Annotated in this window: 19 protein-coding genes; 9 read left to right on the top strand and 10 right to left on the bottom strand. The window is 37.0% G+C overall.

Going from position 1 to position 22,297, the window contains the following annotated elements:
• Positions 1-6 precede the first annotated feature (6 nt).
• Positions 7-3,348, bottom strand: coding sequence for a DEAD/DEAH box helicase (locus LC457_RS04820; protein ID WP_223598858.1), 3,342 nt, complete (start codon positions 3,346-3,348; stop codon positions 7-9).
• A gap of 134 nt (positions 3,349-3,482) precedes the next feature.
• On the opposite strand from LC457_RS04820, the gene LC457_RS04815 reads away from it, so the two are divergent.
• From LC457_RS04815 to LC457_RS04795, 5 genes are all read left to right on the top strand, one after another.
• Positions 3,483-4,280 (top strand): SDR family oxidoreductase, encoded by a 798-nt coding sequence (locus LC457_RS04815; protein WP_223598857.1) that lies wholly within the window; start codon positions 3,483-3,485, stop codon positions 4,278-4,280.
• Positions 4,281-4,358: 78 nt separating this feature from the next.
• Positions 4,359-5,273, top strand: a complete 915-nt coding sequence (locus tag LC457_RS04810; RefSeq protein ID WP_223598856.1) for an AraC family transcriptional regulator — start codon at positions 4,359-4,361, stop codon at positions 5,271-5,273.
• Positions 5,274-5,410: 137 nt separating this feature from the next.
• Positions 5,411-6,568 (top strand): MFS transporter, encoded by a 1,158-nt coding sequence (locus LC457_RS04805; RefSeq protein WP_223598855.1) that lies wholly within the window; start codon positions 5,411-5,413, stop codon positions 6,566-6,568.
• A gap of 110 nt (positions 6,569-6,678) precedes the next feature.
• Complete coding sequence (locus tag LC457_RS04800; RefSeq protein ID WP_223598854.1) at positions 6,679-7,536, top strand: helix-turn-helix domain-containing protein; 858 nt, start codon at positions 6,679-6,681, stop codon at positions 7,534-7,536.
• 91 nt (positions 7,537-7,627) lie between these two features.
• On the top strand, positions 7,628-8,278 hold the full coding sequence (locus LC457_RS04795) for an HD domain-containing protein (protein ID WP_223598853.1): 651 nt from the start codon (positions 7,628-7,630) through the stop codon (positions 8,276-8,278).
• A gap of 63 nt (positions 8,279-8,341) precedes the next feature.
• Here the strand turns inward: LC457_RS04795 and LC457_RS04790 are convergent, their stop codons facing one another.
• Positions 8,342-8,731 (bottom strand): hypothetical protein, encoded by a 390-nt coding sequence (locus LC457_RS04790; protein WP_223598852.1) that lies wholly within the window; start codon positions 8,729-8,731, stop codon positions 8,342-8,344.
• Positions 8,732-8,768: 37 nt separating this feature from the next.
• A complete protein-coding gene (locus LC457_RS04785) occupies positions 8,769-10,145 on the bottom strand; it encodes an MFS transporter (RefSeq protein WP_223598851.1) in 1,377 nt (458 codons plus the stop codon).
• 71 nt (positions 10,146-10,216) lie between these two features.
• Here LC457_RS04785 and LC457_RS04780 point away from each other — a divergent pair, with 71 nt between their 5' ends.
• A complete protein-coding gene (locus LC457_RS04780; protein WP_223598850.1) occupies positions 10,217-11,065 on the top strand; it encodes an AraC family transcriptional regulator in 849 nt (282 codons plus the stop codon).
• Between the two features lie 28 nt (positions 11,066-11,093).
• Here LC457_RS04780 and LC457_RS04775 read toward each other — a convergent pair whose 3' ends face one another.
• Complete coding sequence (locus tag LC457_RS04775) at positions 11,094-11,336, bottom strand: hypothetical protein (RefSeq protein ID WP_223598849.1); 243 nt, start codon at positions 11,334-11,336, stop codon at positions 11,094-11,096.
• A gap of 197 nt (positions 11,337-11,533) precedes the next feature.
• Between LC457_RS04775 and LC457_RS04770 the strand changes: the two genes are divergently transcribed.
• Positions 11,534-12,829, top strand: coding sequence for a deoxyribodipyrimidine photo-lyase (locus LC457_RS04770; RefSeq protein ID WP_223598848.1), 1,296 nt, complete (start codon positions 11,534-11,536; stop codon positions 12,827-12,829).
• 96 nt (positions 12,830-12,925) lie between these two features.
• Here the strand turns inward: LC457_RS04770 and LC457_RS04765 are convergent, their stop codons facing one another.
• From LC457_RS04765 to LC457_RS04745, 5 genes are all read right to left on the bottom strand, one after another.
• A complete protein-coding gene (locus LC457_RS04765; RefSeq protein WP_223598847.1) occupies positions 12,926-13,621 on the bottom strand; it encodes an ABC transporter ATP-binding protein in 696 nt (231 codons plus the stop codon).
• Positions 13,615-14,961 carry a DUF3526 domain-containing protein gene (locus tag LC457_RS04760; RefSeq protein WP_223598846.1) on the bottom strand — a complete coding sequence of 449 codons (1,347 nt, stop codon included), beginning with the start codon at positions 14,959-14,961 and terminating at the stop codon, positions 13,615-13,617. Before LC457_RS04760 ends, LC457_RS04765 begins: the two co-directional genes overlap by 7 nt.
• Positions 14,962-16,407, bottom strand: coding sequence for a DUF3526 domain-containing protein (locus LC457_RS04755; RefSeq protein WP_223598845.1), 1,446 nt, complete (start codon positions 16,405-16,407; stop codon positions 14,962-14,964). It lies immediately after the preceding gene.
• A 3-nt stretch (positions 16,408-16,410) separates the two neighbouring features.
• Positions 16,411-18,663 (bottom strand): TonB-dependent siderophore receptor, encoded by a 2,253-nt coding sequence (locus LC457_RS04750; RefSeq protein ID WP_223598844.1) that lies wholly within the window; start codon positions 18,661-18,663, stop codon positions 16,411-16,413.
• 188 nt (positions 18,664-18,851) lie between these two features.
• Positions 18,852-19,130 carry a hypothetical protein gene (locus LC457_RS04745; protein WP_223598843.1) on the bottom strand — a complete coding sequence of 93 codons (279 nt, stop codon included), beginning with the start codon at positions 19,128-19,130 and terminating at the stop codon, positions 18,852-18,854.
• 541 nt (positions 19,131-19,671) lie between these two features.
• On the opposite strand from LC457_RS04745, the gene LC457_RS04740 reads away from it, so the two are divergent.
• The gene (locus tag LC457_RS04740) at positions 19,672-20,112 is read left to right on the top strand and encodes a lysozyme (protein ID WP_223598842.1); all 441 of its coding nucleotides are present in this window, start codon (positions 19,672-19,674) and stop codon (positions 20,110-20,112) included.
• Positions 20,113-20,177: 65 nt separating this feature from the next.
• Positions 20,178-21,062 (top strand): sce7726 family protein, encoded by an 885-nt coding sequence (locus LC457_RS04735; RefSeq protein ID WP_223598841.1) that lies wholly within the window; start codon positions 20,178-20,180, stop codon positions 21,060-21,062.
• A 64-nt stretch (positions 21,063-21,126) separates the two neighbouring features.
• Here LC457_RS04735 and LC457_RS04730 read toward each other — a convergent pair whose 3' ends face one another.
• Positions 21,127-22,038: a sce7725 family protein gene (locus LC457_RS04730; protein WP_223598840.1), complete on the bottom strand. Its 912-nt coding sequence runs from the start codon at positions 22,036-22,038 to the stop codon at positions 21,127-21,129.
• Between the last annotated feature and the right edge of the window lie 259 nt (positions 22,039-22,297).

Below are 22,297 nucleotides of genomic sequence, written 5' to 3'. Positions count from 1 at the left end.
TAGATATTATGATCCGGATTCCAGTAAATCCATAAGATCCTGTTTGGAAAGTCCCTGAAGTTTCTTTCCGTCTGTGGTAAGCAGATTCTGAGCCAGTTGTTTTTTCTTTTTCTGAAGGGTAAGTATTTTTTCCTCTACTGTATTGGAACAGATCATCCGGACGGCAATTACATTTTTGGTTTGTCCCATACGATAACTTCGGTCAATAGCCTGGTTTTCAGCTGCAGGATTCCACCATGGATCTACCAGATAAATATAATCCGCCTGCGTTAGGTTGAGACCAACGCCGCCAGCCTTTAAGCTGATCAAAAAGACCCGGATGTCATCATTTTTCTGGAAGTTATTTACCTTTTCTCCTCTGTCTTTAGTCTGCCCTGTAAGATATTCAAACTGAATATTGTGGCGTTCCAGTTCAGTCTTTATCAAATCAAGCATTCCGACAAACTGTGAGAAGACCAGAATTTTATGATCTTGAGATTTCCCAAGGATCTGTTCCATCAAAATCTCGATTTTAACAGCATTTGCACCGGAATATCCTTCTTTCATCAACACAGGAGAGTTACAGATCTGTCTGAGTCTTGTAAGACCCGTAAGGACGTGCATGCTGTTCTTATTCAGATCATCGTCATCATTGGCTGCAATAAACTCACGAAGCTCTTTTTCATAGGCGTCATAGATTTTGCGTTGTTCTGCATTCATTTCACAGTAGATGACCGTTTCTGTTTTCTCAGGCAGCTCTTTTGCAACCTGTTTCTTGGTTCTTCTGAGAATAAAAGGCTTTATCTTTTGCTGAAGTTCTAACGCCCGTTTACTGTATTCAAATTTATCAATAGGAATGGCATAAATATCTTTAAAATACTGCTTGCTTCCCAAAAGCCCCGGGCAAGCGAAAGAAAGCTGGCTGTAAAGGTCAAAAGTACTGTTTTCAACAGGAGTACCAGTCAATACAATCCTGTTTCTCGATTGAAGCAGCCGTGCTGCTTTGTATCTTTCCGAATTTGGATTTTTAATAATCTGTGATTCATCCAGAAACACGTAATTGAAATTAAAATTTTTCAGAAAACGGACATCCGAAAGCATCATTCCGTAAGTGGTAAGAACTACTTCATAGTCTTGCATATGAGCAGTTGTTTTGGGTCTGTCTGCACCATAATGAAGCAGGACTTTTATAGAAGGTGCAAATCTGCTAAGCTCTTCCTGCCAGTTGAAAAGCAGGGAAGTAGGAACTACAATAAGATTCGTGGTGTGCCCTCGTTTTTCCCTCTGTGACAGAATAAAAGCAATGATCTGAATAGTTTTTCCAAGTCCCATATCATCAGCAAGACACCCTCCGAAGTTAAATCCATCAAGAAAATTAAGCCAGTTCAGTCCGTCATGCTGATAATCCCTGAGTTCAGCATTCAGTGCTGCCGGAATATTGACTTTGGGAATATTTTTTACTTTTGAGAACTTAGTGGAATAAGTGGTGAGTTCTTCCTGAACCTCCTGGCTCAGGACTTCTTTTTCAAATAAAGAGCTAACTTCCGTGAAGCTGATTTTCGGAATCTTTAAAAGTTCTTCGTCAATTTCTCCTGCATGAAAGTATGCGGCTATCTTTTCCATCCATTCTTCAGGGAGAATTCCCATACTGCCATCATCCAGCTGAACGAATTTACTTTTATTGCGAATTGAGCGGTGAAGCTGTTTTAAAGAGGCTTCTTTAGGGCCAAAACCTACTTTTAATTTAGCATTAAACCAATCCAGTCCACTAGTGATCTGAATATTGATTTTAGCCCGATGGGAATTTAATTTGTTATTTTTTAATTCATTAAAGCCCAGTATGGTTATCCCTTCATTTCTCCATGTATCAAATGCTTCAAGAAACCAGTTGTTATCCAGAAACTTATCCCTGTGAAGATAAAAATACTGATATCCGTCCATCTGCTCTTCAAAATCAGGATGCTGCTGCATGACCAGTGAAGTAAAGCGGGCCTCTGCAGGTTCGTTTCTTTCTATTTTAAATGGATTTCCATTTTGGTCCGTATCAAAAAGCTGCTTCCTGGAATACACCGGAACTTCTACATCTCCGTATTTCATAACGGGAGTAATACCAATATAATTTTCCTGCTGACGGAGATAAATTATTCTTTTCGTGTGATAATTCTTATCTTCAAGCTGTACTTTCGTTGCGACTTGTATGTAGTTGTAATTTATATGAATACGTTCTTCTATAGCAGAGAGGATGTCCTTCATGAATGCCTCATATTTTGAGGAATGAATCAGTAAAATTTCATTATTAGCCTTAAAAAACCTGATGATTTTGAGCATGTCGGGATGATCTACAAAGCTGAAAATGTTTCGGTTATATACAAAATATTCATTTCTGAGAACAATATTTTTGAAAGGAACAGAAATATCATTAAATAACAATTCTCCTGTTATTTCGTAAAACGGATCTTTCTTAAATACAGATAATTGAACCTCGGCATCTAAAGTATTTAATTCAACTTGAGAAAGTGATTTTGCAGACACCGTTTCTGCAATTTCCCGGTCGTGATAATAGACATCCAATCCAAGAGGATTTTGTACAATAAGTTTTAAAGCTTCCAGTTCTGAAGGATTGTAATCTTCATTATAATTATTCTGAAAAGAGGTAATGGCTGTATAAAATTTAATTTCTGCCGGTTTCTCGGCTCTCCAGATCAGCTGCATGGAATCTACAGGAGTCACCGGATTTTTGAGCTTGCCTGTCTGCGTTATTTCCGCTTCCATCAGGGAGAAGGTCATATGGTTATAATAGCGGTGCTTACCGATAACCAATATCTGTTTTTTTCCTGTTTCCAGTACAGCCAATTCATCCAGTTTTGAGGGAAGCTGTGGAAGGAGATCTCTCTGAAGCATCACCTCATCTACAGGAAGCATTTCCTTGATCTTAGGATGAATTTCAATTTTACCATCGCTGTATTCAAGCTGAAAATATTGATCCAGATCCGGTTCATTTTCCAATCCATATGCTTTGGCTTTGGGAAGAATGGCTTTTTTGCGAAGCATATCATCAAAAAACAAGCGGTAATTTTTATCCTCTATGATACAATGGATGATTTCTGCCTGATGGGAACAAAGCTTGTCTTTCTGATCATCACACGTGCAGGAGCAGAGTAGTGAACTGCCAACCTTGCTGATGCTGACCATTGGAAAATCCTGTAATGAAGATTGCTTTGTAAATATTCCTGTATTGTTTTCAATAGCAGCAGGGTAGATTTCGCGGAAATCTCTGATTCCGATGAATGCACTGTCTGAGGTATGTTTCAGCAGGTCATATGCGGAAAGTGTACTGATATTAACGTTGTCAAGAATATATTCTGCCATAAAAATTGATGAGGGCAAACTTACAAAAAACAAATGTATTTGAGAATCCATTTTGGCTACAGCTTACCCCATTTTGGCAACTCCCGGGTTTGTTGTAATACTGAACTTTGTCCTGTAATTTTAAACAAAGAAAAATGAAAACAATTTTTATAACAGGTGCTTCTACAGGATTAGGAAAAGCAACTGCCCAATTATTTCAAAACAACGGATGGAGAGTAATCGCTACAATGAGAAACCCCGAAGCAGCAACTGATCTTGCGGCTCTGGAGAACGTGATTGTACTTCCACTGGATGTTACTAATCCGGAGCAGATAAAGTCAACCGCTAAACACGTTATTGAGCTGGGAGATATTGATGTGGTTTACAACAATGCAGGATATGGGCTTATAGGCCCTTTGGAAGCTCTTTCGGATGAGCAGATCGTAAAACAGCTTGACACGAATTTATTAGGCGTTCTACGCGTTACCCAGGCATTTATTCCTTACTTCAGAGAACAGAAAAAAGGAATGTTCATTTCTACAACGTCTATAGGTGGACTGGTTGCATTCCCGTTAGGCTCTACTTATCATGCTACCAAGTGGGCACTTGAAGGATGGAGCGAAAGTTTAGCTTTTGAGCTTAATACCTTTGGAATAGGTGTTAAAACTGTTTCTCCCGGAGGAATCAAAACAGATTTTGTAAGCCGTTCTCTGGACTCAGCATCCAGTCCGGCGTATGAAGACATGACGAATTCTCTGTTTTCTAAAATGGAAGGAATGATGGAAGCTGCTTCTACTCCTGAGCAGATTGCAGCAGTGGTGTACGAGGCTGCTACAGATGGCAAAAAACAGCTGAGATATGTAGCAGGAGAAGATGCTAAAGCAATCTATGCACAGCGCCTTGAATTAGGTGATGAAGCATTCAGAGAACAGTTTGGCAAACAGTTTATTTAATCAGCTTTTTTGGAAGGCAGTATAAAGTAAATCACATTTATACTGTCTTTTCAATCAAATAATTTATAATTTTATATCATGGAAAAGAAAGATAACATTCCTCTGAAAATCTCATCCATATCAGAACTGCACGACATGCTGCAGCTCCCAAAACCGCTTCATCCGTTGGTAAGCCTTGTGGATAATACGAAAATGAGCATTAAAAAGGATATGCTGAAAAGAAGTTTTATCCTGAATTTTTATAAAATTTCGTATAAATATTCTACCACCGGGAAAATGGGCTATGGGCAGGGATATTATGATTTCAATGAAGGAGGAATGATGTTCACTGCACCCGGACAGGTACTTTCCACTGATGAGAATGCAGAATATTGCGGTTATACGTTACTGGTACACCCGGATTTTATCAGAAGCTATCCTTTAGCAAAGAATATCAAAAACTTCGGTTTCTTTTCTTACGATACGAATGAGGCACTGCATCTGTCTGATCAGGAAAAAACAACGATAACAGGACTGCTGAATACTATTGAAAATGAATTGAATACAACGATTGATGAAGTAAGCCAGGATGTTATCATTTCTTATATGGATGTTCTTCTCAATTACAGTAACCGTTTCTATAAAAGACAGTTTATCACGAGAAAAGCTGTAAACAGTGATCTGTTGACGAAGATGGATGCTGTGCTTGAAAATTATTTTAATCAGCAGGAAACCTTGAATAAAGGACTTCCTACAGTAGAATTTCTGGCTTCCACTCTTAATTTATCACCACATTACCTGAGTGATATGCTTCGTAACCTTACCGGGCTGAATGCCCAGCAGCATATTCATGAAAAACTGATTGAAAAGGCGAAAGAATATCTTACTACCACAGGTTTTTCTGTATCTGAAGTAGCCTATGCGCTAGGATTTGAGCATCCGCAGTCATTCAATAAGCTGTTTAAAAAGAAAACAGATAAAACGCCTCTGAGCTACAGACAATCTTTCAATTAGATATAAAACACCCGGTTCAAAGACCGGGTGTTTTTTTGTTATTGGTTAAAATGGAACATAAAAATGACAAAAATGAACTAGATTTTAATAGGGGAGCGTGTCTACCTTTGCAAAAGGAATTTTTATTACCTGTTATAATGAACGAGAGAGAATCTTTTAATGCAAAAATGCCAACAGCCTGTTTCTTACTTTTCTTTGCCCACGGACTTGTTTTTTCTTCCTGGGCCAGCCGGATTCCTATCATTAAAAATGCACTTTCCATCAATGAGGCAGAACTGGGAACATTATTACTTCTGATGCCGATAGGACAGCTTTCCACGATGGTTTTGGCTGGAAAACTGATCAGTATCTATGGAAGCAGCTGGATTATTAAAAGAGTTTTTTTATTATATCCTTTTTTTCTTTTGTTGATTGGTTTATCACCTTCTTATTGGACGCTGGCAGTTGTTCTGTTCTTCTTTGGGGTTTCCGGAAATATGTGCAATATAGCGATCAATACGCAGGCTATTGAAATAGAATCTATTACCAAGAGATCTCTTCTCTCTTCCTATCACGGAGCCTGGTGTTTTGCTGGTCTTACGGGAGCTGTTGTTGGTTTATTGATGATTAACCTTCATGTGGGAACTTTCTATCATTTTGTTACTATTTTTATTCTGGTAGGAGTACTTTGGTTCTATAGTAAAAGAAATCTGACTAATATTATTCATAAAGCAGAGCCGCAAACCCGGTCAATTTTTAAATCTGTGAACCCTACACTGTTTGGTTTGGGAATCATAGGATTTCTGAGTATGGCGATTGAAGGAGCCATGTTCGACTGGAGCGGGGTTTATTTTCAAACTATAGTTAAAGCACCTGAAAACCTTGTGATACTGGGATATACAAGTTTTATTTTAATGATGACTTTAGGTAGGTTTATCGGGAACAGAATCATAGAAAAGTATGGCAAAAAGATCGTTTTGCAATGTTGTGGTATTCTGATGAGCGGAGGACTTTTTCTAAGCGTTTTCTTCCCGGAATTATGGATTTGTATCATTGCTTTTATGATTATTGGTCTTGGAAGTTCCCTGAGCGTACCGTCAGTTTACAGCACTGTGGGAAAGGTAAGTACTGTTGCACCAAGTATTGCACTATCGTTTGTATCCAGTATTTCATTTTTAGGATTTCTGATGGGGCCGCCTCTTATCGGATACATTGCTGAGAGTTTTGATCTCAGGTATTCATACAGTCTTTTTGCCTGTTTCGGGATTTTACTGGCGGTTATGGCCGGACAGATGAAAGTATTCAGGAAATTATAATTTTTCAGGGAATTTTGACATCCGTTAGGTGTTTTTTGACATTTTCAAGTTCATTATTCCTTGTTAATCTTGCATTTCAAAATCTTTCTATCTTTATTAAAAATTTCCTTATGAAACAGGTCTCAGGAATTTTAACCGAATCTGTTATTGATCATTCTTTTTCCGTAAAGCGGTTGGAGGATGAAATTCCTTATTCCGAAAACTTTGTACGACTCAATTATCACCATATTTTAATGGTTGAGAACGGTAGAGGTGTGCTGACCGTAGATGAACATACTTTTGATATTGCAGGTCAAAAAATATTTTTACTCTCTAAAGGACAGATCTGTAAGTTGGAAAATCATTTTGATATCTGTGGTTATCTTATTTCTTTTGGAGACTGTTTTTGGGAAAGAGTGCCTTCCAGTGCCAGTAACTGTAAAGCGGTTTTGTTTAATAATGCCGCAGCGAATCAACAGCTGTTACCGGATCAGACTGAAACAGACGAATTCTTAAGTTTGTTTAAGATCTTACTGACAGAATACAAAGCAGAGTCTTATACCAATCAGATGGATGTATTGGCTGCCTATTTAAAGATCATTATGATCAAATTAGCTAATATAAAAATCGTAAAGGAAGAAACTTTTGACAGCCAGGATTATATCATTTACCGCAAATTTATGGAGCTGTTGAGCAGTCAGTTTCATAATCTGCATGCAGTAAACGACTATTCAGATATGTTGAATATTACCCCACGAAGATTGAGCGACCTGTGTAAACGATGCAGTAATAAAAGCGCAAAAGAGATCATCAACGGACAGATTGTTGCGGAAGCGAAAAGACTTCTTCAGTTTAGCTCTTATACTGTAAAAGAGATTGCTTATCAGCTTAATTTCGGGACCTCGGAACAATTCAGCCACTTTTTCAAAAAAAACACGGAAATATCTCCGGTGAACTATCGCAGTAATTTCATCCACCTCGGGGTGTAAAACAGTTTGAAATTTTGACATGTCATCAGTATTTATTGATATTCTCAGGTACCTGTAATCAGGATACCTTTGGATAAAATTACATAAAGCTATGTCAGTACATCGTATGAAAGAAGTTGCCGGAATCATCATTCCGGACAGTAAAATCGCAACAGAAGCCACAGAACTGCTATTGGAACACGGAACAGAATTTATTTATAATCATTCTCTGCGTGTTTTTTTATTCTCATCACTGAATGCCAAACGGGAAAACAAGGCTCATGATACAGAGTTATTATACGTCGCATCGGTCTTTCATGATTTGGGACTTGTTGCTCATTACAGCAGTTCTGACCTGAGGTTTGAGGTAGACGGAGCCAATGCTGCAAGAGACTTTTTGAAAGGACATGGGATTGCTCAGGATAAACTCCAGCTGGTTTGGGATACCATTGCGCTTCACACTACCATTGGAATTGCAGAACATAAAGAGAATGAAGTAGCCTTAATGTATTCCGGAGTAGGATTGGATGTGATGGGAGAAGGATATGAAAACCTGAGTACAGAACATCGGGAGGAAATTCTCAGGGCTTTTCCGAGAAATGATTTTAAAAAGAAGATTATTCCTACTTTTTTCGGTGGTTTTGAACATAAAACAGAAACCACTTTTGGAAATATAAAAGCTGATGTTTGTGCCTTCATGATCCCGAATTTCCAAAGGAGAAACTTCTGTGATTGTATCTTACATTCGCCGTGGTCTGAATAAGTAAAAGAAAATCTACAATTAAACAGCCCTGAACATTCTTAGATGATCAGGGCTGTTATATATTTATATCCAGTTTTCAATAAGATGAAACCACAACGCTTTTTCTTCATTTAATAGAAAAACAGCTGACGATTGTCTCCTGTTTGTGGTTTTTCCCGTAATCTGAGTCTCAATATAGGTGGCAAGACCGTGATAATCGGAATAATGTACTTCTATATTTTCAACCTGAATATTTCGTTCCGGGAATTTTCCAAATACGGTGGGAAGCCATTCTCCAAGCATAGATAGCGTAACAGTATCTCCGTTTCCATTAATCAATTTGAAATCCGGTGAGAATCCGGATAATAATTTGTTGTAAAGACTTTCCTGATTATCTGTTTTACCCTGAAACCATTTTTCAATATTCCTGTGAAACTCTTCTATTTCCCAAATAATTTTTTCTGTATTGCTCATATTTAAATGTATAATTTTTTTGTTGTTTAAATGTCTTTTAATCAATGAATTTCTTCAATCTGCTTCCTGCTCCTATTCCAATAAGTTGAAAAATACCAATCATTCCTACCGCTGCCACAAATGCTTCTTTGAATCCCAGAATAGGGATCAGATTAAAAAATAAAGTCCCGATAACAGCCCCTCCGGTTACACTGCCAATTTGAATTCCAATGCTTACCAGACCGGAAGCCTGACCTGCTTTATCTTTAGAAACCAGAGAAATAGCTGTGCGCATCATAACCGGCATAATGGTTCCGTGCCCAAATCCGGCAATAAAAAGGGTAATATGAGTAATAAAAGATGGTTTTTGCTGAAAATAGAAAGCTGCTGCACTGAGTATAAATCCGAACAACAATAATCCCAATCCTACGTAGATCATTTTGTCAGTGGCCAGTTTTGTCCGTGAAGTGATCAATGGTGCCAGAAAAAATGCAAGTCCATAAGGAACGATAGCCAATCCTGTCTGCATTGAGTTCTGATGAAGAAACTGCTGAAGGTAATAAGGATAACAAATGAATAAACCAGCGGTGAAATTGTAAAAGAAAATAATAAGAAGGCTTAATGCAAAAGGTTTATATTGCAGCAGTGCCGGATCTATAAGTACCGGACGGCTTTTTTGCAGCTGCTTTTTCTCATATCTCAGAAACACGATTAATAATAAGATTCCGGAAAGAATAACTCCGAAAATCCACCAGGCCCACTCAAATTTTTGTCCGAAAATAAGAGGGCAGATGAGCATAAGTAAAGCCAGAATTAATAATAAAGCTCCTGTAAAGTCAATACCTGTCTGTTCTTTCTTATTGCTGTCACTCATGGTAAAATGGATTCCCAGAATACAGATCACAGTAATGGGTACATTCACAAGAAAAACCATTTCCCAGGAAAAATTTCCCCAATGCATACTTAGAAGAGCTCCGCCAAGCAATTGTCCTGCCACTGAAGCAAGCCCAAATACCGAACTGAAAAGGCTCACAGCCTTAGGCTGCTCCTGACTGCTGAAAAGATCCTTTATAGAAGCCAATACCTGCGGTGCAAGCAATGATGCTCCAACGCCTTGAAACAGTCGGAAAATAATCAGCCATGTAACATCAGGAGAGAAGGCACAGGCCAGAGATGAGAACAGGAAAGTATATAATCCTGATATAAATACTTTTTTACGGCCGTAAATATCACCCAATCTTCCTCCACAAACAACAAGTGCTGCATAGGTAAGTCCATAAATGGCAATGACCATCTGAAGCTGATGATCGCTGGCGCTGAATGCCTTTTTGATAGAAGGCAAAGCCATATTGACAATAAAATAATCCAGCGGTGAGAGAAAAGCACCTGCAATCAGAAAATTGAGTGCCTGCCATCGTTTCGGATATGTGTTCATGTTTTTTTATGCAAAATTACCAGCTTTTTATTCTGTTAAAATTGTACTTTTGGAGGAAAATACTGTGTGTCATGAAGGGATTGCCACTTGAAGGGATTGAAGTAAGAGAAATAAAACTGCAAGAAGAAGAGGTCATGTTTAAAACAAAAGCTTTTCTTTCATTCGTTTATATTGTCAAAGGAAAAGGTACGCTTGCATATGACGACCGCAGTATTAATTTTTCTCAGGGTAAGCTTTTCATTATTCCTCAACAGGAAGGATACCGCTTTGAGAGTGAAACTGCTAAGCTTATCAGTATTCAGTGTCCGGTTGATTTTATTGATAAAATAAGGCTGGAGGCAGATCGTATTGAAAGCTGTGAGAATTTGTATAAACTCCAGTACATCAGCCATAATTATCATGGGAGGGCCGGCTGTGTCTTCAGGAATAAAAATGATGAACAATTTGCGGAAACCCTAATTCTGCAGATCACGAATGAGTTCAAAAACAAAGCTGAGGATTATCTTATCATTCGCAATTGTATGTCGATCCTTCTCAACCTGATTGCCAGAAATATCATTCAGAGTGAAACTTCAGACCTTCAGGAAAACCGCAAGGCTTTTTCGATAATGAAGATCATCACTTACATTCAACAGCATATAAAAGACCGTGAGAAGACCGGAATTCAGGTTATTGCTGAACATTTCGGGATTTCCGGGAATTATTTCGGAGAGTATTTTAAACAGCAGACAGGCGTTTCCTATCAGGATTATCTGCTGGATTATAGATTGAAGCTGGTGGAAACTTATTTAAAATACAGCAGTGTACGCTTAAGTGAAATCGCTTATGAGCTCCAGTTCAGTGATGAAAGCCATCTTTCTAAGTTGTTTAAAAAATATAGGGGAGTGACGCCCGGTGAATACAGGAAGAATTTCAAATAGATTTTTGCCTGATCTTAATTAATGAAAATTACAAAACCTGAAGCTCTTTAAATACTTCAATAATGGCTTCAATAAGCCCTTTGTCTATATTTTTTTCCGAAGCAACATCCGGCAGAAGAGCCCTTAAATCACCGTGATCATCACGTTCAATAACAACTTCTATTCCGTCAACATCTACATACAGTTTATAGCCGTATGAGAAGGTGGCAAGCTTTCCATTGAAAAACAGCTCTTTACCTTTATAGATTACAGGTACTTCAAATTCTTCCATTATTGTAAGTTTCTATTCATGCTAAATTCCAGACAAAGGTCGGAAAATTTTACTTCATATCATCATACAAAATATAATGATAAAGCCGAATAATACGAATTTTGGAAAATATTTATGTGCTAAAATATGTATATTTATTCCTTAGTTACGAAGTCATTTCAAAGCAGAAATGATCAATGAATTTGAATTAAACTATTATGAAAGATACAATCACTCTTTTCTGGTTCAGACGTGATTTGAGGTTGGAAGACAATATCGGGCTTCACCACGCTCTCCAGTCGGATGCTCCGGTAATGCCTGTTTTTATATTTGATACTGATATTCTCGGGAAACTGGAAGATAAAGAGGACCGCAGGGTAGATTATATCCATCAGGCTTTGACAGATATCAATATTTCACTGAAAAAATATCATTCAAAAGTCAATACTTATTATGGTAAACCCATAGAAATACTTAGGAAATTATCCGAAGAATATCATATTGAAGGCGTTTTCTGTAACCGGGATTATGAACCTCAGGCAATTGAAAGAGATAAGGAAGTCTATTATTTTTTCAAAGAAAAAAATATTCCATTTAAAGCTTATAAAGACCAGGTTATTTTTGATAAAGATCAGATTGTTAAAAAAGATGGTTCTCCTTATACCGTTTATACTCCTTTTGCAAAGAAATGGCGTGAAGCATTAACTCAGGAACATTATAAATCTGTGGAATTGAACTTTAAAAATTTCTTTTCACAGGAACATTCTGCTATCCTTACATTACAAGAGATTGGTTTCAGAAAAACAGATTTTGATTTTACAAAACCTGTTCTGGATGCTTCTATTATTGATGATTACGATAAATACCGTGATTATCCAGCCTTACAGCATACCACACAGTTGGGAATTGCTTTACGGTTTGGAACAATCAGTATCAGGAAATGTGTAGCTTTTGCATTGAAGCATAATGCAACATGGCTTTCAGAATTGATCTGGCGCGAGTTTTTTATGCAGATTTTATTTCATTTTCCACAGGTGGTTCATCAATCTTTCAAAAAGCAATATGATAATATCAGCTGGCGGAACAATGAAGAAGAATTTAAACACTGGCGTGAAGGAACTACAGGATATCCTATTGTAGATGCGGGAATGAGACAGCTTAATCAGACAGGCTATATGCATAACCGTGTAAGAATGATTGTGGCGAGTTTCTTATGTAAGCATTTACTGATCGACTGGCGTTGGGGGGAAGCTTATTTTGCCTTAAAGCTGAATGATTATGATCTCTCAGCAAACAATGGAAACTGGCAGTGGGCGGCAGGAAGCGGCTGTGATGCAGCTCCTTATTTCAGGGTTTTTAATCCGACAGCTCAGGTTGAGAAATTTGATAAAGACTTTTCATATATTAAAAAATGGCTGCCAGAATGGAATACATCCGCTTATCCGGCACCCATAGTACAACATGCCTATGCCAGAGAAAGAGCTTTATCCGAATATAAGAAAGCCCTGACATAAACCATCTTAGACAAAAATGCCCAGTGACAAAAAAGCCACTGAGCATCAACCAATTGATATTAATATGAAAAGTTACTTATTGAAGTAATCGGATCATTAAATTGTTTTCAGATACAGTTCCTGTAATTCCTGTGCGGTAAATGCTTTGGAAGGTAGGTTCTGTACAAGTTCTCCCTGCTTCATAATACCAATATTAGTGGCTACGCTTACGGCATTGAAAATATCATGAGTAGCCATTAGAACGGTTCTGCCTTCCTTACCCAGCTGGCGCACAATTTCTGTAAACTCCGCTGTAGCTATCGGATCCAGTCCGCTGGTGGGCTCATCAAGGAGAAGGACTTTTGCATCTTTGGCCAAGGCAATAGCAATACCTACTTTTTGGCGCATTCCTTTGGAATATCCTCCAAGGGGTTTTTGGTGTGCCGTTTCCTGCAATCCTGTTCGTTTTAATAATGCAGACAGCTCATCTTTCTGATAATCAAATCCTGCGATCTTAGAGAAAAAATCCAGATTTTCTATTCCGGTGAGATGAGGATACAAAAGAACGGTTTCAGGGATATAAGCAAGGTGTTTTTTTATTTTTTGAGGATGCTCTTTTACAGAAATCTCATTAATGAAAGCATCTCCGGAAGTGGCTTTAATGAGTCCCAGAAGAATATTGATCGTTGTACTTTTTCCAGCTCCGTTTTGTCCTAAAAGAGCGAAAATTTCCCCTTTCTTTACTTCAAGATTAAGAGAATGAAGCGCTGTAAAATCGTTATATTTTTTATGTAAGTTGATTGTTTTTAACATAGTTTTCTGTATTTGTTTTGTGAAAGAATCATGAATAAAGCAATGAAGATGAGGTAGGGCAGCAATAGCTGAAACCATTTCAAATGTTCGGACAAGCTGAATACTTCTATCGTTTGCTGTGCCCAGTTGACAGATTCGGCATTTTTTCCCGAGAAAATAAGCGGGTAGAAGAACAACCGTTTTTCCTCATGGAATTTTTTGAGCGAAGAAGCATACTGCAGCTGATTACTCATATCAGTTTTCGCCAGATGACTCTCTGTGAGCTGAGTATGGAGATTCGGAAGAAGATAGCCTAAATAAATTGCCGCCTGATTTCGTTTCTGCATTTTTTCCGTATAAAGTTCTGCAGATTTTGCAGACTCCAGATCTCCCATATGCTGCATGGCGTAATACCAGGTCCAGGTAAAAGTATCATTCTCTTCCACCGTAAAATTTCTGTATTGAGGATATGCTTTGTAAAACTTTTCCATAGTCGGGCGTTTGGCTTCATCCCATTTGTTGTGATAGCCCTCTCTCTGTTCCATAACCGCTTTCAGGGATTCATGAACAGGATAGATCTTTTGGATCAGAATATTGCTGCTCATCGGAATGATAAAATTAATGCTTACCCATACAATGAGAAGAATCAATGCATTCTGAGCTGATGATTTCCGAAAAGAAATAATCCATCTGCAAAGCACAAACCAGAACAGAATATAAAGCCATCCACTGATGACAAACGCAATATAATAAAGGTCTGAAGGAATCTTTATCCATAACGAAGCAATAATCATTAATGCCAGATACACCACCGTTACAGCACTCAGTCGTATGAGCATTTTATGATCCAAAAACTTTTGTAAATTACCACTTTGAACTGACAGCAGCTTCCAGGTTCCTCTTTCTTCTTCCTCAGAAATCAGATTATAACAAAAAGCGACAATCACCAATGGGAAAAGGAATACAATCACAAAACTGAAATCAAAGTTTCCGACGGCTGCATTGGCTGGATTATAAAAATCAGAATTATAACGTTGCTCTTCAAGATTCCGGATGGTTACTCCCTGTATCGAAGGATTTAAGTCACGCATTCCGATATTCAGGGCAGCAAGTCTGGGAGTTTCATTCACCAGATTAAATTTAATATAATAAAGAACCAATCCCAGATCATCTTTATGAAACTTCGTGTTCCTTTCTATGCTTTCTTTCTGGAATGCTCCGCTTTTAGAAATAATATCTTCATTCCGGTCCAGAAATTTCTTCCCGGTATAAATAGCCATCATCCCGGCCAAGAATAAGAATAATAATGCAATGATATAGGCTTTGTTACGGTAAAATTGTATGTATAAATAACGATTCATCTAGATTAATTTTAGTTTTCTTCCACTTATTTCAATTGCGGCGATACCTATTGCGAACCAAAGAAGTAAAGCAACAGCAGGTATTGACTGTTCTTTCAAGCTGTCCAAAACGTTCGTATACTGATAATTAAAGTCCGGGAATTTCTTCCAGTTATCTTTATCAATCACAGCAGGCGGACCTCCTTTTTCCGGTTTTATATTGCTGATATGCTTTATCTGCAGATCATTTAAATGCTGAGCCATCTGATAGCGATATTCTTCAGCCTGCTTTTGAAACTGGGTATAAGAGAAGAAATCAGTGCCTGTTGCAATCATTGAAAAATTTTTAATGGCAATAGCAGGATTGATTAATCCCGAAATGTCTGTGAGATTTTGTTGTTTGTGGTAAATGGTCTGCAATTCTTTTTGATGCCTGATGTAGATCCGGGAGCTTATCTTTTCCCCTTCCTTCATGACAAACCCGCCATAGTTGAAGGGAAGTTCATTGGTTGTTTTTACTTTATAATGTGCAAGTAATGAATCTTTTATTTTCTTAAAATGAGGATCATCAGGATTGTGGCTGTCTCCCGATTTTAAAATATCCTTTTCCAGATTGGTCTCAAAAGCAATACGGGAAGGAGCCGGATATAAATTTTGTGCTGCAAACTGAACTCCTTTTGGCAAAACAATAATGAACAGAAGCCAGAACCCGATAAGACCGATCAGTGCTGAAGAGGTACTTTTACTGTTCGCAGAAACGATAACCGTTAAGACGCTGATGAAAAAATAATAGATCATATAAGCGGGCAGGAGCAATGACAAACGAATCAAAATATCAGCAGAATCTGTAGTTTGTGACATCAATGCAGCCACGAAAGCAACAGGAATTACCGGGATCAGGAAACATAAAGAAAACAGCCAGAGTCCCAGAACTTTTCCCCAGATAATATCTCTTCCCGAAGCCCCTTGTACACTGATAATTTTTAAGGTAGCGTTCTCACGTTCCTGTACTATTAATCCAAACCCTAAAAAAAGAATAATCAGAGGGACAATACTCTGCAGAATAAAAGCACTGCTGAAAGCCCCGAATCTTACCAAAGTACCTGAACTTCCGGCTTCCGAAAGATTGGCTGTATTCTGTTTATGTGCTTCCAGGAATATTACATTTCCAAGATAGTCATCTAATCCGTTGTCAAAAATATTCAGTGGATGCCCGATTCTGAAAACCAGATAGCCATAATGAGCCATACGGTGCGGATGCTTATCAGGTCTGTGTTCCCAGTGTTCCCGGACTTCTTCCCGGTATTCTTTTATTTTTGAAAAAGAATCGGTGTATTTTGTAAACCCAATGCCGATGCTCAACATACAGAAGAGGAGTACAGTGATGGTGATGAGCAGGTTCTGTTTCCCTTTGAACAGGTCCTGCCAGGTCTTTCTCACAATCAGTTGTAAGTTTGAAATAGCCATAATTTAAAATTTATAAGTAGCAGTTAGTAAATAGTTTCTTGGTGTGCCTGGAAATAGTCTTAAGTAATTCTGAGCGCCGATCCAGTAGACCTTATTGGTAATATTATTCAGGTTAAAAGCTAGCTGAACAGATTTTGCCGGAGTATAATACAATGCAGCGTCTATGGTAGTATATGCCGGAAGCTCAAAACTTCTTGTAAACCATGGTACTTTTGAACTTTGATAAAGCATTCCCGCTCCAATTCCAAATTCTTTTATAAGCTCTATGGTTGAAAAGTTGTAGCGTGTCCAGATATTGAAAGAATTTTTAGAAGTATTTTCTTTCCTTTTCCCCACAAGATCAGGATTCGTATCATCCAGTATTTTAGCATCAATATAGCTGTAACCTCCGTAAATATGCCATTGAGGAAGAATCTGCCCCGAAATCTCAGCTTCAAATCCCCGACTCCGGTCGGCCCCTCGCTGTACAAGTTCATCAGGTTCCGAAGGATTGTTGGCATTGATTAAAATATTTCTCTGATTGATCTCATACACAGCAAGATTCAATGAGATTTTTCCAAAAAGCTGTGCTTTCATTCCCAGTTCTTTAAGATCTGATGTCAAAGGTTTAAATCTGGCAGCAGATCCTGTAAGGCTGGAGGTATTGGGCATTAATGTCACCGTATTGGATTGTGGCTGAAATCCGGTAAGGTAAGTTCCATAAAAATTAATGTTATCCGTAAGACTATAGGTGATCCCGAATCTGTACAGAAGTTTATTATTCCGGAATGAAGACTCATTGGATTCCTTGAAATTGGTAATGTCCTGAAACCATTCCTGACGTATTCCTGATAAAATTTTGAACTTTTTCCACGTGAAAAAATGCTGGATATAAGCTGCATGTGTGGTTGTAAGAGCAGAAGGCAGAGGAGTCATGATATTCAAAGTATTAAAATCATTACCCTGATAATTTTCTGCACCCGGATTCAGATCAAAAGGAGTAACATTGGGCTTTGGAATGAGTATTCCGTTGTAATTGAAAGTCTGATAATCAGCAGCATTGGCTGGTTTGTAAGAAGAAGCTACAGCACCGTTTTTTAAAAGAAAACCTCTTGCGGCATTTTGCTGCCCGCCTTTGCGTTTTTCCCAGATCTGACTGTCATAGCCTATCAAAGCCTGATGCTGAACAGCACCGGTTTTGAATTTAAAATTAAAATAAGCATTGATATTATCTGTTGCCCAGTTTTGATTCCTTTGTACAAACTGCATCATTGCAAGACTGGAAACCGGTTTGTTATCCATATCGGGGACAAAAGAATTGGTGGTTCGGTGTTCCTGCAGATTTTCTCTCCAGTATTGCTTCATATAAGAAGCATTAAAGCTGATAAATTGATTAAAGTGATGGGCAACACTTCCCATTAAAATTAATTCCCTGGTTTTAAAAAAATCATCGGGAGCTCCCAGATTCAAAGATCTTGGTGTACTGTACAAATCTGTTTTTCCTGCAACAGCACCGAAAATAGGTTGCCCTCTGTCCAGATTTCCATAAAGATCATTGAAAATCATTTCTACATTCACAGATGTTTTTTCATTGGGAACAAAGGTGATGGAAGGAGAGATCAGAATCCCACTATTTTTGACGTGATCCCTGAACGAATGAGCATTTTGGTAAGCTCCATTGAAGCGATACAACAGGGTTTTGCTCTTATTTAAAGGACCTGTAAGATCTGTGGTAATACGGTAAGTATCAAAACTGCCTCCTGATGAACTGATCTCGTGACGGGAAGTTGACAACGGTTTTTTGGTAACCATATTAATTGTTCCTCCGGGATCTACACTGGACATGGTAATGCTTGCAGGACCTTTGAAAATTTCCACACGCTCAATATTGGAAGTCATAGGCTGTAGAAAATAATACTGCCTTGTGCGCATTCCATTGATAATCTGTCCTTCTTCATTTTGGCTGATGCCACGGATGTTGTATTGGTTGTAATAACTGGAAGGAGAGACTCCGTTCAGGTTTTTCATAACCTCTCCAAGCTGAAAGGCCTGGCGGTCGGTGATCAGCTCCTTGGTAACCGTATTAAGAGTTAAAGGAAGATCTTTATTTTTCATAGCAATCTTAGTGGCAGCGAAAGAGTAGTCCGATGTATAATCTTTAGACTTTCTTCCGATGATCTCAACCGTTTGTACCACTGTAGATAAAGAATCATCAAAACGGGACTGAGCATATAGAAATGAAGATGCGGTAAGGAAACTTAGACTTAAAAGTTTCACAGAATTTGGGGAAATACAATGAATTATTCCCGAATAATTAAAATTACTGGTAATCATGAAAAGGGATGTACGGGCAATGAAAATGCCCATTAATAAAAGGATATCCTTAATTGTGTGAAAACACAGGTATCCACGGAATAACAGTACAGACTAAGAAATCTGTATACAAAAAATGAAGGCAGTATAGATTAAGCTGCCGCGAAAAATGAGGATGGGGGAGCCCGGGAGCTGAAGAAGTCGAGAAGGCAACGGTATGAAATGGCTTTTGGTTGAGGCATTTCGTTGTCATTCGTACTATTGATGGCAAAATCCATGTTCAAAGGTTCAGGAAGGAGAACATTGTTCATGTGCATATGAAGCGCACACTGACATTCGTCGTCCTGTGAAAAGGTAGGGATTTTCTCTTCTTTGGAACCTTTTTTATAAATCACTTTACTTTTAGCATGTTTAGCGTGATCAAAACACATTGTTATGCCACTGACATTAGAAACAAATATCAGAAGTAAAGAGAAAACAAAAAAGACTCTGAGAAATTTTTGCATAATAGAAAAACAAAAGTACAATTTAATTTGATAAAAAAGGGATGATGAAGAAAAAGTAACAGATATTTTTCAAGATGTGATTTCAAACCTAATGATTATAGCTTCTGTTGGGCTCAGGAAATATTTTCCGCAGCAGTATGATCCGGATCATATTTTGTGATATAAACACTTGTTATATTTGGCCCATTGAAATTTCATATTTCTGACAAATTACAGTATAACCTTCCGATGATTCGGGAGGTTTTTTTTGTTACAGCCTCAATACATTCAGAGATTGAACAAATTCAGTAAATGTCCGCTAACACGCCGAAGATAAAAAACAAGCAAAAATATCCTTAGAGCATAAAAAAGAAAGTCAGGACTTAAAATGAAAATAATAATAACACTTGATAAAAATAGGTGTTTTTCCTCACTGTTTTGGGATTTACAATTTTAATTTTGCTGGGCAATACATAAAACTAAATACATGAAAACTTCACAAAAAGGAATCAACCTGATCGTATCATTTGAAGGCTTCAGTGCTAAGCCTTATCTGGATTCTGCGGGAATTCCGACAATAGGGTATGGCAACACTTATTATCCCGGAGGAATGAAAGTAACCATGAAAGATCCAGCGATCACAAAAGAACAAGGAGTAGAGTTATTCGCTACAGTTTTGCCAATTTATGAAAACATCGTGAACTCAAAAGTGAAAATAGAACTTAATCAGAATCAGTTTGATGCTTTGGTTTCTCATTCTTACAATACCGGAGGATCTGAGACTTTGTTTTCTTTGGTCAATAAAAAAGCAGAAGAGCAGGTAATCAGAAATTGGTTTACCACGAAATATATTACTGCTGGCGGAAGAATATTAAATGGGCTCATCCGAAGAAGGAAGGCAGAAGCTGATGTGTTCTTTGCAAAATAGCATTATGGTTTTCCGTAATGTCGCATTTTGTAAATAAGTGTATATTTGTTACGAGATTAAGAAATATGAGAATTAAATCAAAACTTTCCAAATCTGATTACATTAATATATCAAGGTTATTTTCCGCACCAATTTTCGATTCATTAGCAACAAATGATGAAGAGCGCATCAACTATGTAGTTGAAACATTTAAAAACTTGTATTCTGATGTGGACTGCTTTACTCTAACAGAAGCATATTCTGACTTCTATAAAATTTTATTAAAGAAATATAAAAATGAATATGTTTTTAAAAACATAGTATTTAAGGAACTGATTTTAAAAAATCATAAGATCAATGATTGTATTACTATACCCGAATTCAATATTGGGAATTCAAAAGCTGATTTAGCCGTCTTTAATGGAGCTTCCACAGTATACGAGATTAAATCGGAGATTGACACCACAGGTAGGCTTAGTTCGCAGATTCGAGACTACATGACATTTTTTGAATATTTAAATGTTGTTATTAGTGAAAAGCATATTCGTAATGTTGAAAAGATAATTCCAGAAAATGTAGGTGTTTTTATTCTAGACGAAAAAAATAAATTGTTTCAGTATAAAAAAGCCTTATCCAACATTGAGAATATAACGCATAAATCTTTATTCTTTTCATTAAGGAAAAAAGAATATATAGGTTTAATAAAAGATGTCTACGGATTAATTCCAATAATGCCAAATACTAAAATATTTGATTATTGTTTTGATTTATTTTTAAAGATAGATATTCTGGATGCATATAAGTTAACTCTTTCATATTTAAAGAAAAGAGTGTTAAGAAATGAACATTTAGATCTAATAGATAATTTGCCTACAAGTCTAAAATGCATAACCATAAAATCTTCATACAGCAAAAAAAAGTGTGAGACAGTTTTAGAAAATATTGAAAAAGTTCATGTTCTTTCCTCTTAAAAATGGATTATATATACAAAATTCCCCACTATGTAGCGGGGAATTTATATCGTAAGAAAGGATACTATATAATGGAAATTTCATTGTTTACTTGCTCGATATGATTTTTTATAGACATTCTTTTACATATTCCTAAACCTGGATAGTGTCCATCAGCATGCCTGTCTCTAAAATCTCTTATTCCAGATCCCTCATGCATCGGATTTACGTCTATATGCATAATTAATTTATTTAGCGCCTGGGTAAATTTTCCTGCTTGGTTCTTTCTGTCTTCTGCGTCGTCTGATACAAAATGATAAATATCAAAATTAGGATTTTTTATTTGCGACAAATGTAGGGCTATGGCGAAAGGAGAACCACCAGTATCTGAAACTTCTTTACCAACTATTGTAAAGTCTCCAAAGCCAAATATTCCTTCGTTTTCATATCTGAATATTAAATCAGAAAACTTAGAATCTGAAGGATAATCTGTATTTCTATCTTGTTTTTTAAATCCATCCTCAATCAAAACAATTTCACCGTTAGCTGTATCATTTATATATGCTTGATCTACTTTTTTTTCAAGGTAAATATCATATTTTGATTTTGATTTTTTTCTTAAAAATTCTCTATTGCTAAATTTACCAAAATGCATTAATGACTTTTCTAATTTAGGATTTGAAGCAAAAAAATCAGAAATATCATACTCTGATGTTTTGTCGTCTAAAATAAAAGCAATAGAATAGTTCTTGTAATCTTTTAATACACCCTGAATAAACTCGTGTTGAATTACATTCATTTTAGGATATGAAGATTTTTGAGGGTTTACAACAAGAATAAAGTATATATTCTTATCAACCAATTTTGTAATTTGTACAATCAAATTTTTACTGTTTGGTGGGATAAGAATTGGAATAGTATTACTAAATGCAGTGTCAGGTAATTCGCTTAATGCAAAAACCTCGTTTTGTTTTGCTGTTAAAATTGGAAAATACATGGTAATAAATTTTAGATTATCCGGCTAATATAAAAAAAGCTAATATATTGTAATTACGGTTTCCCGTATAGATCTGACTACAGTCTCTCCGTATATTTACGGTGTTTGTATAAACTAAAAGTACAAGTCAAAGTTTTTTTAATGTCCTCGGTTTCCCGGGGATTTTTGCGTCAAAAGAAAATGTACCACAAAAAGAACGATTTCATTAAACAGTGAAGTTTATGGCATATGCATTGTTAATGATAAAAAAGAGTTTTTA

It is taken from the genome of Chryseobacterium sp. GVT01B (assembly GCF_019970045.1).
Taxonomy (GTDB): domain Bacteria; phylum Bacteroidota; class Bacteroidia; order Flavobacteriales; family Weeksellaceae; genus Chryseobacterium.
The sequence above is the reverse complement of the archived record's forward strand: the minus strand, read 5'-3'. Positions and strand labels throughout refer to the sequence as shown.

Bases quoted from the DNA above. Each gene is read 5' to 3' on its own strand.
- LC457_RS04820 (WP_223598858.1), bottom strand. From the start codon at position 3,348: ATGGCAGAATATATTCTTGACAACGTTAATATCAGTACACTTTCCGCA.
- LC457_RS04815 (WP_223598857.1), top strand. From the start codon at position 3,483: ATGAAAACAATTTTTATAACAGGTGCTTCTACAGGATTAGGAAAAGCA.
- LC457_RS04810 (WP_223598856.1), top strand. From the start codon at position 4,359: ATGGAAAAGAAAGATAACATTCCTCTGAAAATCTCATCCATATCAGAA.
- LC457_RS04805 (WP_223598855.1), top strand. From the start codon at position 5,411: ATGAACGAGAGAGAATCTTTTAATGCAAAAATGCCAACAGCCTGTTTC.
- LC457_RS04800 (WP_223598854.1), top strand. From the start codon at position 6,679: ATGAAACAGGTCTCAGGAATTTTAACCGAATCTGTTATTGATCATTCT.
- LC457_RS04795 (WP_223598853.1), top strand. From the start codon at position 7,628: ATGTCAGTACATCGTATGAAAGAAGTTGCCGGAATCATCATTCCGGAC.
- LC457_RS04790 (WP_223598852.1), bottom strand. From the start codon at position 8,731: ATGAGCAATACAGAAAAAATTATTTGGGAAATAGAAGAGTTTCACAGG.
- LC457_RS04785 (WP_223598851.1), bottom strand. From the start codon at position 10,145: ATGAACACATATCCGAAACGATGGCAGGCACTCAATTTTCTGATTGCA.
- LC457_RS04780 (WP_223598850.1), top strand. From the start codon at position 10,217: ATGAAGGGATTGCCACTTGAAGGGATTGAAGTAAGAGAAATAAAACTG.
- LC457_RS04775 (WP_223598849.1), bottom strand. From the start codon at position 11,336: ATGGAAGAATTTGAAGTACCTGTAATCTATAAAGGTAAAGAGCTGTTT.
- LC457_RS04770 (WP_223598848.1), top strand. From the start codon at position 11,534: ATGAAAGATACAATCACTCTTTTCTGGTTCAGACGTGATTTGAGGTTG.
- LC457_RS04765 (WP_223598847.1), bottom strand. From the start codon at position 13,621: ATGTTAAAAACAATCAACTTACATAAAAAATATAACGATTTTACAGCG.
- LC457_RS04760 (WP_223598846.1), bottom strand. From the start codon at position 14,961: ATGAATCGTTATTTATACATACAATTTTACCGTAACAAAGCCTATATC.
- LC457_RS04755 (WP_223598845.1), bottom strand. From the start codon at position 16,407: ATGGCTATTTCAAACTTACAACTGATTGTGAGAAAGACCTGGCAGGAC.
- LC457_RS04745 (WP_223598843.1), bottom strand. From the start codon at position 19,130: ATGTGTTTTGATCACGCTAAACATGCTAAAAGTAAAGTGATTTATAAA.
- LC457_RS04740 (WP_223598842.1), top strand. From the start codon at position 19,672: ATGAAAACTTCACAAAAAGGAATCAACCTGATCGTATCATTTGAAGGC.
- LC457_RS04735 (WP_223598841.1), top strand. From the start codon at position 20,178: ATGAGAATTAAATCAAAACTTTCCAAATCTGATTACATTAATATATCA.
- LC457_RS04730 (WP_223598840.1), bottom strand. From the start codon at position 22,038: ATGTATTTTCCAATTTTAACAGCAAAACAAAACGAGGTTTTTGCATTA.